11 protein-coding genes and 1 rRNA gene are annotated in these 14,698 nt (G+C 37.0%); 8 read left to right on the forward strand and 4 right to left on the reverse strand.

The annotated features are described in order from the left end of the window. Positions 1–29 precede the first annotated feature (29 nt). From BMZ99_RS21905 to BMZ99_RS21925, 5 genes are all read left to right on the forward strand, one after another. Positions 30–1,421: an amino acid permease gene (locus BMZ99_RS21905; protein WP_090942923.1), complete on the forward strand. Its 1,392-nt coding sequence runs from the start codon at positions 30–32 to the stop codon at positions 1,419–1,421. A gap of 46 nt (positions 1,422–1,467) precedes the next feature. Then, positions 1,468–1,827, forward strand: coding sequence for a cell division protein ZapA (locus tag BMZ99_RS21910; protein WP_245755108.1), 360 nt, complete (start codon positions 1,468–1,470; stop codon positions 1,825–1,827). Between the two features lie 67 nt (positions 1,828–1,894). Continuing rightward, the gene (locus BMZ99_RS21915; protein ID WP_090942928.1) at positions 1,895–2,521 is read left to right on the forward strand and encodes a DUF421 domain-containing protein; all 627 of its coding nucleotides are present in this window, start codon (positions 1,895–1,897) and stop codon (positions 2,519–2,521) included. Positions 2,522–2,650: 129 nt separating this feature from the next. After that, positions 2,651–5,158 carry a DUF3656 domain-containing U32 family peptidase gene (locus BMZ99_RS21920; protein ID WP_090942931.1) on the forward strand — a complete coding sequence of 836 codons (2,508 nt, stop codon included), beginning with the start codon at positions 2,651–2,653 and terminating at the stop codon, positions 5,156–5,158. A gap of 42 nt (positions 5,159–5,200) precedes the next feature. After that, the gene (locus tag BMZ99_RS21925; protein ID WP_090942934.1) at positions 5,201–7,564 is read left to right on the forward strand and encodes an endonuclease MutS2; all 2,364 of its coding nucleotides are present in this window, start codon (positions 5,201–5,203) and stop codon (positions 7,562–7,564) included. Positions 7,565–7,592: 28 nt separating this feature from the next. On the opposite strand, the gene BMZ99_RS21930 is transcribed toward BMZ99_RS21925, so the two are convergent. Continuing rightward, the gene (locus tag BMZ99_RS21930) at positions 7,593–8,177 is read right to left on the reverse strand and encodes a hypothetical protein (protein WP_090942937.1); all 585 of its coding nucleotides are present in this window, start codon (positions 8,175–8,177) and stop codon (positions 7,593–7,595) included. A gap of 12 nt (positions 8,178–8,189) precedes the next feature. Next, positions 8,190–8,510 (reverse strand): YbaB/EbfC family nucleoid-associated protein, encoded by a 321-nt coding sequence (locus tag BMZ99_RS21935; protein WP_090942940.1) that lies wholly within the window; start codon positions 8,508–8,510, stop codon positions 8,190–8,192. Between the two features lie 204 nt (positions 8,511–8,714). Here BMZ99_RS21935 and BMZ99_RS21940 point away from each other — a divergent pair, with 204 nt between their 5' ends. Further along, positions 8,715–9,119 (forward strand): hypothetical protein, encoded by a 405-nt coding sequence (locus tag BMZ99_RS21940; RefSeq protein WP_090942942.1) that lies wholly within the window; start codon positions 8,715–8,717, stop codon positions 9,117–9,119. Between the two features lie 567 nt (positions 9,120–9,686). Here BMZ99_RS21940 and BMZ99_RS21945 read toward each other — a convergent pair. Both BMZ99_RS21945 and tyrS read right to left on the reverse strand, forming a co-directional pair. Then, positions 9,687–11,807, reverse strand: a complete 2,121-nt coding sequence (locus BMZ99_RS21945; RefSeq protein WP_090942946.1) for a transglycosylase domain-containing protein — start codon at positions 11,805–11,807, stop codon at positions 9,687–9,689. A gap of 141 nt (positions 11,808–11,948) precedes the next feature. Further along, positions 11,949–13,169: a tyrosine--tRNA ligase gene (gene tyrS, locus BMZ99_RS21950; protein ID WP_090942949.1), complete on the reverse strand. Its 1,221-nt coding sequence runs from the start codon at positions 13,167–13,169 to the stop codon at positions 11,949–11,951. A gap of 334 nt (positions 13,170–13,503) precedes the next feature. Here tyrS and yunB point away from each other — a divergent pair, with 334 nt between their 5' ends. Together yunB and BMZ99_RS21960 are read left to right on the forward strand one after the other, a co-directional pair. Then, positions 13,504–14,181, forward strand: a complete 678-nt coding sequence (gene yunB / locus BMZ99_RS21955; protein ID WP_090942952.1) for a sporulation protein YunB — start codon at positions 13,504–13,506, stop codon at positions 14,179–14,181. A gap of 328 nt (positions 14,182–14,509) precedes the next feature. Next, positions 14,510–14,698, forward strand: a 16S ribosomal RNA gene (locus BMZ99_RS21960); the annotation flags it as partial.

The raw sequence follows: 14,698 nt of genomic DNA on the forward strand, positions 1-14,698 counted from the left end.
ATAAATATAAAAAGAAAGGTGGAGCTTAAATGGGGATTTTTCGTACCAAAAGTATCAGCGAACTTTTACAAGGCGCAGAGAAAAAAGGTTTAAAAAAATCGCTGGGTGCAATGGATTTAACGCTTCTAGGAATTGGTTGCATCATTGGTACTGGGATTTTTGTTTTAACGGGAGTAGCTGCAGCGAAATATGCCGGGCCTGCATTGGTACTTTCTTTTGTTCTTTCTGGATTAGCTTGCGCCTTCGCCGCTTTAGCTTATGCTGAGTTAGCCGCAATGGTCCCCATTTCAGGTAGTGCTTACACGTATACTTACGCTGCATTAGGAGAAATTGTTGCCTGGATTGTAGGCTGGAATTTAATTTTGGAATATTCTGTAGGTTCTAGTGCCGTTGCAGCTGGATGGGCCGGCTATATGGTAGGTCTTTTAAAATCAGGTGGTATTGAGGTATCAAAAGCTTATACTGCTGTACCAGCTGATGGCGGTATTGCGAATGTGCCAGCGATGTTGATTTCTTTCTTTTTAAGTTTGCTTTTGGTGCGCGGTACAAAGGAGAGTGCAACTCTTAATAAGATTTTAGTAGTTATAAAGTTGGCTGCAGTTTTTATTTTCTTAGCTTTGGCAGGTCCTAAAGTGAATGTTGCAAATTGGGATCCTTTTATGCCTTTCGGTTTTTCAGGTGTAGCTGCCGGAGCTGCTATCATATTTTTTGCATACATTGGTTTTGATGCCGTAGCAACAGCAGCAGAAGAATGCCGTAATCCGAATCGTGATTTGCCAATTGGTATTATAGGCTCTTTGTTAGTTTGTACTATTTTATATATTATTGTTGCAGGTGTACTGACAGGTGTCGTACCTTATGGTGAATTAAATAATGCAGAACCTGTAGCCTATGCATTGAGGTCGATAGGATATAATATGGGGTCTGCTTTAGTTGGCACAGGTGCAATATGTGGTATTACAACTGTACTCCTAGTGCTAATGTATGGCCAATCTCGTATTTTCTTTGCGATGTCTCGTGATGGTTTAATCCCTGCTGGTATTTCTAAAGTCCATCCTCAGTACGGAACACCTCATATTATTACAATCGTTGGTGGTATTGCAGTTGCTTTGATCGCCGGATTTACTCCTATTGGGATCATTGCTGAACTTACGAATATAGGCACCTTATTCGCTTTTGCAGTAGCTTCAGTGGGAGTTTTAGTGCTGCGATATACAAAACCGGAATTAAATCGACCGTTTCGATGCCCTGCAGTTAATATAGTAGCCCCCTTAGCTGTTATTTCCTGTGGTTATTTGATGTACAATTTGCCTTATGAAACGTGGATACGTTTCTTTGTATGGAGTGGAATTGGTTTTCTAGTTTACTTTTTATATGGTAAGAGCCATAGTTTACTTAATAAGTCGAATAAAACGGCATAAAATAATAGTAAAAAGGCAGTTTATGACTTAGCTCATAGCTGCCTTTTTGCTGTTTAATAAAGACAACTATGTTTTCTTTGTTACATATGCAGGAAATCATATTTGTCAGGTCGAATGTAGAAGTAGTAAAATAGGTGTTATAGGTGACGTTATGAATGAAAAAAAACATAAAGTAACAGTTGAAATCTTTGGTGAAACTTATTGTTTAAAGAGTGATGCCAAACTTGAGAAAGTCGTTGCAATTGCTTCAGAAGTTGATTCTCGTATGAAGTCAATTGCACAGAAGAATTTGCGATTATCTCCGGGTAAGGTCGCTGTACTAGCAGCACTCAATATTGCAGAGGCATACTTAGATTTAGAACAAAATTATAAGCAATTGATTAAAATGGTGGAAGAAGAAAAATGACTGATACATTTCGAGCAGTATAACAGACTTTTTGATTGTTAATACTACAATTAAAAGGAGTGATATAGTGTTTGAAACTGCCGATGTTGGTCAAGTTTTATTACATATAGTGGTGTTGTTTACTATAGCTCTGATTGTTGTTCGCTTAATGGGAAATCGTACAGTAGGTCAATTATCACCTTTTGATTTTGTTATTATGGTAGGTATTGGTGACATCATTGTCACTGCATCTATGGATAAAGCGCAGACTTTATTGAACGGTATAGAGGGATTAGTAGCTCTTTTGGCATTACAGCAATTAATTTCGTATGTATCCTTAAAAAATCTTACTTTACGGAAGTGGGTAGAAGGTACGCCAATTACTCTTGTTCAGGATGGTAAAATTCTACGAGAGAATTTTATTAAAAATCATTTTAATTACGATGATTTACGACAAGAGCTCCATAAGCAAGGCATGGATATGACGAATTTACCAGATATTAAAGTGGCAAGATTGGAAAGTTGTGGAATGTTTTCTGTTATAAAAACTCCAGATAAAGAGCCTTTAACAAAACATGAGCTTGAGTTATATTATAAGAATATTTTTGACAATCCTTTAAGTCCCTTAGGGCAGAAATGGGCGAGGTTTGAACAATTTATGTCAGAGGTACATGATGTAGCAGAGCATATAAAAAGAGAAGAAAAGAGTAAGTAGATAAATACTATGCCTGTATCAAGGTACACAAAGTACACACAAAGAAAACGTGTGCCAGCTTTGTGTATTTTGTGTCTTTATGTGGAGATATTTGTATTATAGTGTAGGTTTTGAAAGGAATGAATTTAAATGATAGAGTTATTAGCGCCAGTTGGTAGTCGAGAAGCTTTAATTGCAGCTGTAGAGGGTGGTGCAGATGCAGTATACTTAGCAGGGAAAATGTTCGGTGCTCGAGCTAGCGCACCTAATTTTACTGATGAAGAGTTAGTCGAAGCCGTAAATTTGGCTCATTTGCGAAGTGTTAAAGTTTATGTAACCGTGAATACTCTTGTTGATAATAGTGAAATACCTTCATTATCGGTTTATTTGCAGTTTTTGTATAGAATTGGTGTAGATGCTATTATAGTTCAAGATATTGGCGTTTTTAAAATGGCAAAACAGATTATCCCTGCGATGCCAATACATGCTAGTACACAAATGACGGTGCATAATCTAGAAGGTGTAGAGCTTTTAACGGAGCTTGGTTTTCAGCGGGTAGTAGTATCGCGAGAGCTGTCAATGGATGATATACAACACATTTGTAAGAATACAGCTACAGAAATTGAAGCTTTTGTTCATGGTGCATTATGCATTTCCTATTCAGGTCAATGTTTAATGAGTAGTATGATTGGTGGGAGGAGTGGTAATCGTGGACGCTGCGCGCAGCCTTGCCGTTTGCCATATACTCTTGTTGATGAAAAGGGAAATGACTTACTTTTAGATGCGGATGCAGGAGAATATCTTTTAAGTCCTAAAGATTTAAACACCTTGGAGTTAATTCCTGAGCTTATTCAAGCAGGTGTAACTTCCTTTAAAATTGAAGGACGTATGAAAAGGCCTGAATATGTAGCAATAGTAGTAGATACCTATAGGCGAGCGATTGACGCTTGTTTGGCAAAGCCAGAGGCCTATAGCGTTGCTGAACAAGAGCAAAAAGAATTGGCACAAATCTTTAATCGCGAATTTACTACGGCTTACTTAAAGACTTCTCAGGGACGCAAGATGATGAGTGATCGCCGCCCGAATAACCGGGGGGTACGTATTGGCCGCGTTAGCGATTATCAACATCAAGAACGGGTTGCAACTATAAAATTGGATGAGCCTTTATATATAAATGATATTGTTGATTTTTGGGTAAAGGTTGGTGGCAGGGTTAGTGTAACCGTGTCATCTATGATGATCAATGGACAGAAAGTGACTAGTGCCCCTGCTGGTGCTGAAGTTGCAATTCATGTACATGCTCCTGTGCGCATAAATGATCGTGTCTTTAAAGTCTTTGACGCGGGCTTAATGGAACGAGCAAGATCTTTTTTTATTGAACCAAATGCGATAAAACGTGTAGCAGTTGATATTAAAGTAACCGTACAGGAAGGTCAGCCTTTGGAAGTTAGTATACACGATAGCGATGGTTTTTGTAGCCAGGCTCAAACTTCCTTTATTGCTCAAAGAGCGATTAAAAGACCTCTAACAGAAGAAGTAATTGCTAAGCAGGTCGAACGACTAGGCTCTACGATCTTTAGAATCAATACTTTGGAATGCAATATAATTGGCGAAGTAATGGTGCCAATTAGCGAGATCAATGATGTCAGGCGTAGAGCAATTGAAGAATTGGAACAAGCTCGTTTACTGCCTTTTCAACGCGAAGATTTACCTAGAAAAAAATATGTTGCACGAGATTTTTTATTATCGGATATAGTTCGGGATAGTGATGATGTACAGCAGCCTTTATTGGTGGTTAATGCGGATACGATTGATAAAATTAAAGTATCTTTAGAGTCTGGTGCAGATTGTATTATGTTTGGCGGAGAAACTTTTGATCATAAAATAATTACTCCTAAGATATATAAACAAGCCGTCGCCATTGTTCATGAAAGTGGAAAACAAATTATTTTGAACACACCTCGCATTATAAAAACTTGGCAAATGGATGAGGTGAAAAGAGAACTAGCGTTATTTCAAGAATTACAGGCAGATGCTGTTGCTGTGAGTAATCTAGGGACATTGCAAATTGCTAGAAAAATAACCGATCTGCCACTTCACGGTGATTATCCCTTAAATATATACAATGATGTTTCGATTGAGTTTCTGGCTGCACAAGGTATTTCCAGTATGACCTTATCACCAGAATTAAATTTTTCTCAGATTGAAGAGCTGGCTAGCGATCAGAAGGTAGCTTTAGAATGTTTAGTTCATGGATATGTAACATTAATGGTATCAGAGTACTGTGCGATAGGAAGCTATCTTGGCAAGCTAGGTACAGGAAAATGTAACCAGGCCTGTTTACGCCGTGATTATTGGTTAAAGGATCGTAAAAATGAACTATTTCCAGTGGTGACAGATCAATATTGTCGCATGCATATACTAAATGCAAAAGAATTAAGTATGTTGCCTCATGTACCTCGATTTGGTTTAACGGGAATTAAGCGTATACGAATTGAGGGAAAGAAGAGTACTGTTGATCACTTAGGTAGAATGAGCAAACTATACAGAGAACTACTGGATCAAGGAGAGGATCATCCCTTGCTTGCGCAGGATAGGATGAAAACTGTTGAACACGAAGATATCACCAGGGGGCATTATTTCCGTGGTGTATTATAAAGAAATATAATTGTATATTTCTTTATTTCTAGGGGGAAATGAATGGAAATATCGGTATTAAAAACGTTAGAATATCATAAGATACGTGTTATGCTCGCAGATAAATGTAGTTCTATTATGGGACGAGAACTTGCAGAGAATTTGATACCCTCAAGTGAATTATCTGAAGTAGAAGAAAGAATAGCAGAAACAAAGGAAGCTAGAGAAATTTTAGACGCAATGTCTAGTATACCTCTTGGTGGTATTCGTGATATTCGCACGTTGTTAAAGCGCGCGGAAATCGGTTCTATACTAGCTCCTGACGAATTGGTGGCTGTAGCAAGTACATTATATGCATCACGAAGAATGAAAAATTTCTTTATGGATATGCCTGTAGCATTAACTATTTTACTTAGTTACGCTGAAAAAATTAATGTATTGCGAAATGTTGAAAATTTTATTGAGAACATTGTAAATGAACAAGGGCAGATACGTGATGATGCAAGTGTTGAACTTTTGCATGTACGGAGGGAAATACGATTATCTCAAAGTCGTATCAAAGATAAATTGGACGGTATACTACGCTCTAGTGAGTATCAAAAATATTTTCAAGATGCATTAGTGACTGTACGTAATGAGCGATATGTCATACCCATTAAACAAGAGTATCGCAATCATTTTCCTGGAATTATTCATGATCAATCTGCTAGTGGTGCTACCGTATTTGTTGAACCAATGGCAGTAGTAATTTTAAATAATGAAATTAAACAACTCACTTCTGCCGAAAAAAATGAAATCGAGCGAATTTTAAGATCCGCTACGGAACAAATTGCAAATGTCGCGGAGACTATTTATTTGAATTGCGACATGTTAGCTAATATTGATTTTGCTTTTGCGAAGGCGAAACTTAGCCTGACCATGCAGGCGACCATGCCCATTATTAGTAATAAAGGATATGTCAATCTACGTCAGGCTAGGCACCCTCTTATTGAAGCTGGTGTAGTAGTTCCGATTGACATTTTTATTGGCAAGGATTTTAATACCTTGCTCATTACAGGTCCAAATACAGGAGGTAAGACCGTAACGTTAAAGACATTAGGGTTATTTGCTCTTATGACACAGGCTGGGCTCTATCTTCCTGTACAAAATGGCTCTGAAATTGCTATATTCAATAATATTTTTGCTGATATTGGTGACGAGCAAAGTATTGAACAAAGTCTGAGTACTTTTTCGGCCCATATGACGAATTTAGTGAGAATTTTAAACCAAATAACATCTGAAGATTTAGTCTTAATTGATGAAATTGGTGCAGGTACTGATCCGGATGAGGGAGCAGCTTTAGCTATGTCAATATTAGAGCATTTGCTGAATATTGGTGTTAAAACAATTGCTACCACTCATTATAGTGAATTAAAGACCTTCGCATATTCAAGACAAGGAATCGAAAATGCTAGTGTAGAATTTGATATACATACATTAAGGCCCACATATCGCCTTTTGATTGGAGTTCCAGGTAGTAGTAATGCCTTTGCAATTAGTAAACGTTTAGGATTATCAGATCATATTATTGAACAAGCCAGCCAATTTATTGACAAAGATCATGCAGAATTTGAAACCGTTTTAAATGCTTTGGAAGAGCAGAAGATTGCTTATGATAAACTTCATGAGGAAGTTATTCAGCAAGAACAAACATTAAATGTTTTAAGAGAAAAGCTTGCGACTGAAGAAAGTATATTAGCTGAGAAGAAGCATAAGATCTTGACCAAAGCGCAAGAAGAAGCTGAATCACTCCTGAGAAAGACTAGACGAGAAACGGAAGAGATTATAACGGAGCTAAAAGCACAGTTTACTGTGAAGAATAGCAGCTCGATTAGGCAAGGGATTTTTGACAAAAGCAGAAAACGCTTGCGAGAAAATCTAGAGGATTTAAATAATGAAAGTGAAGAAGATAATCCGTTGCCTATTGCCACGGCTAACATTTTAACACCGGGAATGCAAGTATATGTTACTACGCTTAAACAAAATGGGACTGTAGTATCCATTGGTACAAATGAAGTGATAGTTCAACTTGGCATTATGAAAATGAATGTAGCAATTGGAGATTGTCGATTAGTTAAAGAAAAGGCTCCTATTAAAAAAAATAATAAAGATAAAAATCGTGATAAGAATTTTATGAAAATCCAAGAAGTTGCTCGGCAAATTGATATACGAGGTATGATGGTGGAAGAGGCAGAATATGCACTAGGAAAGTATATTGATGATGCGATAGTGGCGGGGTTAACTACTGTATTAGTTATACATGGAAAAGGAACTGGAGCTTTGAGGAAGGGAGTAAGAACATATTTGAAAAATCATCATTATGTTAGAGATATTAGTATTGGTGAATTAAACGAAGGTGGCGATGGTGTTACCGTAGTACAATTATAAAAAAGGCAAAGAGGTGTGAGTAAAATTCTCACACCTCTTTCTCATTTTCAAATGTCGTTTTCCAGTTTAAGGAGCGGCCTAAATCCTTTTTGTCAGAAACATGTGTATCTAATAGAGAGGCTTCTCTTGACGAATTCGCTAAGGAAGAAGTGACTGCGGCTGCTGGTGGATCTTTCTTCTCCGATTTTTCTATTTTATTTCCTTCTTGTTTATCGCTATTTCCTCCAACTCCTAGATTACCTAAGACACCTAATATTGATGAGATATTAGCAGGATTGAGCTTTGACTTAATTTGTGGATTATTTAGCAGGGGCAATAGACTCATGAGCATGTCAGGAGTAGGACCTCCTCCACCACCATCACCTACACCGCTGCTTTTTGTAAGTTCTCCTAAAAGTTTATGTAATGGATTTGTACTATTATTTGCAGCAATTGTGGATGAATTTTGAATCATAGGGGCTGTTGCCATAGGTTGTGTACGATTTAAGATATGAAGAATACAAAGCAATGACAAAAGATGAATGAGGGTATCATAGCCGGTACCCTCATTTGCTACGTTATCAATCATATGTGCTATGGATTGAAACAGTGTATTAGGATTTTCGTTCGACATAAAGTATCCTCCTTAAAATAGTCCGGGAATTTTGGGAAGATTGAGATCGCCAGTTAATTTACACATTGCAGTTTGGTGCAATTCGCGGGATTTGGTAAGACCATTGTTTATGGTTGCAACTAATAAATCTTGCAATAAGGTTGCATTATCAATAGATAAATATTTGGGATTAATCTCTATTGATAATAATTCTTGTTGTCCATTTAGAGTTAATTTTATTACATCGCCACTTGAGACTTCTACACGTTGGGCTTTTAACTGGTCTTGGGCATTATCAACATTTTGTTGAATTTTTTTTACCATTTCCATCATATTCCCTAAATTTTCCCACATAGAAAATCGCCTCCGCTCATATTTTATCTAATTAAATGGTTACTCATTTTATTAAAAAAACAGTTCGATAAAAAAATGAAGTCAATTATAGCACTATAATTTATGCAAAAATATAAATTTGTGTGTATCAATAATAGCCAATTGTAAGATTGCATCATATATTAGATTAAATATCACTTATTGATGGAATAAGGGGTGAGAGTGATGCGCTTTCGGAGACATTATAAAAACTATAAGAGGTCAGTTGCGCAAGAGAGTAAAGATATTGAAATGATGATGACTGAGGAGAATATTGTTGAAAAGGTGAAGGATACAAAAAAACACAAGAAGCTGGATGAGGAACGTGAAGATAAAAAAGTCAAGGAAGCTAGACCAGTCAATCCAATGAGTGGATTGGGTCAGATCTTAAAGAACCCTAATTTTAACTTACAACTTATGGTTATTTTGTTAAGCTTAACTTCCGAAGATATGCAAATGGATAGAAGAATAGATGGAATGTCAACTACCATCGACAAAGTTCGAAATATTACTGAGTTAGTTAATAATGGTATGCAGTCAATGAAGATGGTCACAGATTTCCCCAAGAGCATCCGTCGGATATTAGAATAAAATTTAAAAAACGTAGTAGTTGAGTAACATTTATAAAGATACTTCCATATATTGAACTAGAAAGCGGAGCAATACTTAAATAAATAGGAACATGGTTTAGGCAATTGCTCCTTAAACGTCACATTTAAGGAGGGAATATGTAATGGCAAGAGGTTGTGGCCTTGGTGGAGGTCAATCTTGGTGGATTATCATTATCATTCTTTTACTTTTTTGCTTTAACAATGATGATTGCAGTTTTTCATAATATAAAATAAAATCTTACTTAATCTACGTGAATGCGTAGAGAACCAAGTAACTCTTTTGTGCTTATATTCATATAGTAATAAAGTGCTTATCTATAAGTTACAATTACTTCTATTTATAAATAGAAGGAGGAGGAATTCTTATGGGATGTGGACGTCGATTTGGTGGATTTGGTGGCGGATTCAATAGCACTTGGATTATTATCATTATTATTATTTTGTTGCTTTGCAATGATAATGATGACTCGTCTACTTGTTTATAGTTTATATTAATGTATATGCAGCAATAGAAAAAACACGCGTAATTTACGCGTGTTTTTTCTATTTAAGGATTATTTTTTTTCTCAGGCTCTGTTGTTTTTTTCGGTGGTGGAGGGGGAGAGGTATTTTTATCAGATTTGACAGGAGGGGGAGGAAGGGTTTTATCAACTGGGTGTGAGTCATCATCTGTTTGAGTTGGTGCTTTTGAATTCTTTCCATCAGGTGTTAAGGGATTTGTAATAGGTTGTTTGCCATCAGCAGGTTGTTCTGTAAGTACAGGGGTAGGGTTTGGTTCAATTACGATGCCATTAGGTCGAATGAAATCGCGAGAGGGCACGTTTACCAAAGCTTTTTGCATAAACGATTTCCAAATGACTGCCGGGAGACCTCCCCCTGTTATGCCATTTAAATATCCATCGGAATCATAACCAATCCATACTGACGCTACCAAATCAGGTGTAAACCCAACAAACCATGCATCTTTATAATCACTGGTTGTACCTGTTTTTCCAGCGGCGGGGCGTTCGATATATGCAGCCGTGCCAGTACCATTATTAATAACACCACGTAACATATCAGTAAGAATATAAGCTGATCGTTCATTTACTACAGCCTTTTCTTTTGGAGTGACTTGCTCTAATGTCTTGCCATTGCGATCAACAATTTTGATGACGCTTATAGGATCTACATGTACACCTTGGTTAGCCAGTACTCCATACGCACTGGCAATTTCTAAAGGCGTTACACCTCGTGTAAGACCTCCAAGAGACATTGCTAAGTTGCGATCATTAACAGAACCGTGTAAGACTAATGTGGAAATGCCCATTTGTTGAGCATAATATAATGGTTTATCCACACCTGTCTGATTCGCTATCTTAACAGTTGGCACGTTTAGGGATTGTTCCAGTGCCGTACGTAAAGAAACTGATCCATGGAACTTTTCGTCATAGTTCATTGGTGACCAACTGCCAAAGCTGATTTTAGTATCTTCAATCATAGATGAAGGAGTCATACCTCCTTCTAGAGCAGCTAAGTAGATAAAAGGTTTAAAGGCTGAACCTGGCTGACGTTCAGCTAAAACTGCACGATTAAACTGATCATTGCCGCGACCGCCAACCATTGCTTTTATATAACCTGTTCGCGGGTCAATCGCAACGAGGGCTCCTTGTGGTTGTTGCAATCCATTACCATCAGTACGCACACTGGGAAGCTTTTTCATAGCTTCTTCTGCTGCTTCCTGCATATCCAGATCTAATGTAGTATAAACTTTAAGTCCATCTTTATACACTGCATCAGCACCATATCTGTCAATCAGATATTGCGTAACGTAGTCAATAAAATAGCTTGCTGTTTGATTTTTAGTATCTGTTTGAGAGGAGCGTACTGCCAGGCGAAGCTTGTCATTTTTAGCTTGCGTAGCAGTTGGTGAAGTGATAAATTCATATTTAACCATTTGGTCAAGTACTGTAGCTTGCCGTTCAGTTGCTGCTTTTAAATTATTAAAAGGTGAATAATAATTTGGACTTTTGGGGATTCCTGCTAACATTGCGCATTCTGCTAATGTTAAATCTTCAACATTTTTATTGAAGTAAACAATAGATGCAGATTGTACTCCGTAAGCTCCTTGTCCAAAATATATTTGATTTAAATAGAGTTCTAATATTTCATTTTTACTGTACTGACGTTCAATTTGTAGCGCTAGGATCGCTTCTTGTATTTTTCGTTTTAATGTACGCTCTTGGGATAGTAATGCATTTTTTGCTAATTGCTGTGTAATGGTACTGCCACCTTCAGAAACGCCTCGATCGGTTATATTTGACCAAATGGCCCTCAAAATGCCGCGAGGATCAATACCTATGTGCTGATAAAAGCGTGCATCTTCTGCAGCTACGAAAGCATTTTGCAAATTTTTAGGAATCTTATTAATAGAAACAGGAACACGATTTTCTACAGAATGAACCGTATTAATTAATTTCCCATTTACATCATAAATTTGTGAAGAGGCAGCAGGTCTAATTTCGTCTTTCAGACTTGGCATGGTGTGAATGCTTGCTGTTAAAAAGCCAAGTCCAGCACCTGTAATCATTACAATAAATACAATTAGTAGTATAACCGTTAGTTTTGAATTACCATTTTTAGAAGAACGACGGCCATCTTTAGGGCTATCGCTTCGCTCCTTGTTCATTGGCAACCTCCTTAGTGTTGAGTACGGTAATTATTATAACATAAATAAGATCCTTTTTGTCTATAAGCTAAAATGACACCAATAGCTGGTGTCATTTTTCTATCACATAATCAGTAAAATAGTAGAAGCATCTCAACTCTTTTAGGGGGTTACAACCATGCGATGATAATTTTTCTTACCCTTACGAATTAGTAAACTTTTGTTTTCAAATAGATCATCAGTAAGTATTAAGTCAAAGTCAGTTACTTTCGTCTGACCCAAATAAAGACCACCTTGCTGTATTAATCTTCTTCCTTCACTTTTTGAAGATACTATTTCAGTTGCTGCAAGGATGTCAAGAACTTTCATGCCGATCATATTTGGGGTAATTGATACGGTTGGCACATTATCTAAAGTTCCAGCTCCAGAGAATAATGCTTCAGCTGCTTGTTGAGCTTTTTCAGCTTCTTCTGCACCGTGAATGAGTTTTGTCACTTCAAAGGCTAGTATTTTTTTTGCTATATTAATTTCTTTATCCTTAAGAGAACCTAATCTTCGAACCTCATCCATTGGCATAAAGGTTAGAAGTGCTAGGCATTTTTCTACATCAGCATCATCAATATTACGCCAGTATTGATAAAATGTGTAAGGTGAGGTTTTTTCTGCATCAAGCCACAAGGCCCCTTTTTCTGTTTTTCCCATTTTACGACCATCACTAGTAGTCAACAAGGTGAAAGTTAAACCATATGCTGGTTTGCTTTCTTTACGTCGTATGAGATCTGCTCCAGCCAGGATATTGGACCACTGATCATCTCCACCCATTTGCATAGTGCAGTTATATTGACGGTTGAGTTCTAAGAAATCATAGGCTTGCATTAACATGTAATTAAATTCAAGAAAGGATAATCCTCTGTCTAATCGCTGTTTAAAACACTCAGCAGTTAGCATACGATTTACGGAAAAATGTGCGCCGATATCTCTCAAAAATTCAATATAATTCAACTTAAGAAGCCAATCTGCATTATTGACCATTAATGCTTTTCCATTTGAGAAATCAATGAAACGCTGCATTTGCTTTTTAAATCGTTCGCCATTATAGACAATATCGTCTTGAGTCATCATTTTTCGCATATCGGTTTTACCAGAAGGGTCGCCTACCATCGTCGTTCCACCACCAATTAGGCAGACTGGACGATGTCCAGCATTTTGCATATGGGCCATTACCATCATTCCAAGGAAATGACCGACATGTAGGCTGTCGGCTGTTGGATCAAAGCCAATATAGAAGGTAATTTTTTCTTTTTCGAAAAGTGCGATCATTTCATCTTCATGGGTAAGTTGTTGGATAAAGCCTCGTTCTTTGAGGACATCAAGTACAGTCATTGCTGAGAAGCCTCCTCATGTTTTTCTAAAAATATCAAGAGATAAAAATAAAAACCGCCCTGGTTAAGGACGGGTACAACCCGCAGTACCATTTAAGTTGCTAGCTAAAACAGCTTGTTTATTTTCATGTCAAATACTAACTGTAATATAGCAGGATACGCCACAAATGTCAATGTGATCCATGGTTTGGAGCACATAAGTGAATCGTAATCAGGATTTTGATCTAAATATAGATATAGCTATTAAGAAATGAGAATAAAAATATGTTAAGGAGTGGTACATCATTAGAAAAGAATCCATATACTGTGGTATATCCTGGACTAGGAGGGTAATCATGAGATTTTCCGTGGGGAGTAGACGAAGAATACCATCTAATATGCTCGCGTCTATTTTATTTTGTATCATAGTAATAGGCACCTTCTGGATGATGGAAACGCATTTAAAACCTACTTTGTTGGCTATAGCGGAGACAAAAGCAACTTTTATTGCGACGCAATCCATTAACCAGGTTATTAGTGACAGGGTAAATTTGAATATTGATCCACAAACATTAATGAATGTTACATTAGATAGCCGAGGACGCGTAGTGCTTATACAGCCTAATACTATGGAGTTCAATAAAATTGCTGCAGATACTACTATTAAAGTGCAAGAGAAATTAAAAGAGATCAGTGAAGAGCAGATCAACATACCAATAGGACAGATCTTTGGAAGCCAATTATTAGCTAGTATGGGGCCTAATATTACTGTTACTGTAATTCCTGTAGGTACTGTTCAGGTAAAAGTAATTGATAAATTTGAACAAGCAGGTATTAATCAAACTAGGCATATGATCTATCTTATTGCGACTACCCAAATTAGAATCGTAGTACCTTTAGTTAGTAAAAGTATAAGTGTGGATACACAAATGCCAATTGCTGAATATGTTGTTGTAGGGGACGTTCCGAATACGTATGTACAATTTCCATTTCCACTTCTCAATAATATTAGCGAAAACGAAAAGCATGAATGAGGTAGGTATAATTTTATATAAAAAAGAATATAGAGGATTGACATATCTTTTTAAGATGTGATAATATATACAAGTCAACGATTTGCAACAAAAAAGTTGACATGCTTATGTAAAGATGTTAAAATCAATGAGGTCGTTTATAACGGCATAAAAAATTATTTTAAAGTCTTTTCATGTGTTCCTTGAAAACTAAACAATGTAAGTAAGGTTAAAATAAGCCAGATGTGCGGTACTCGTTTTGGAGTACAAAACAGTTGGTTCATGTAAATGAACTAACACAAACAATTTGTTTTTTTTAAAGAGCCATCAAGGTTCTTCATAAATAACTTTTATGGAGAGTTTGATCCTGGCTCAGGACGAACGCTGGCGGCGTGCCTAACACATGCAAGTCGAACGGTCTGGTATTCAACACTGAATATTTAGCGGTGTAGCCAAGCGTCAAGCGCGAAAGAAGAGAGCGCTTCACGCATTTAACAAGTGGCAACACAAAAGCTAAGGATTGAGTGTTGAATATCAG

The organism is Pelosinus propionicus DSM 13327 (genome assembly GCF_900114615.1).
GTDB lineage: Bacteria > Bacillota > Negativicutes > DSM-13327 > DSM-13327 > Pelosinus > Pelosinus propionicus.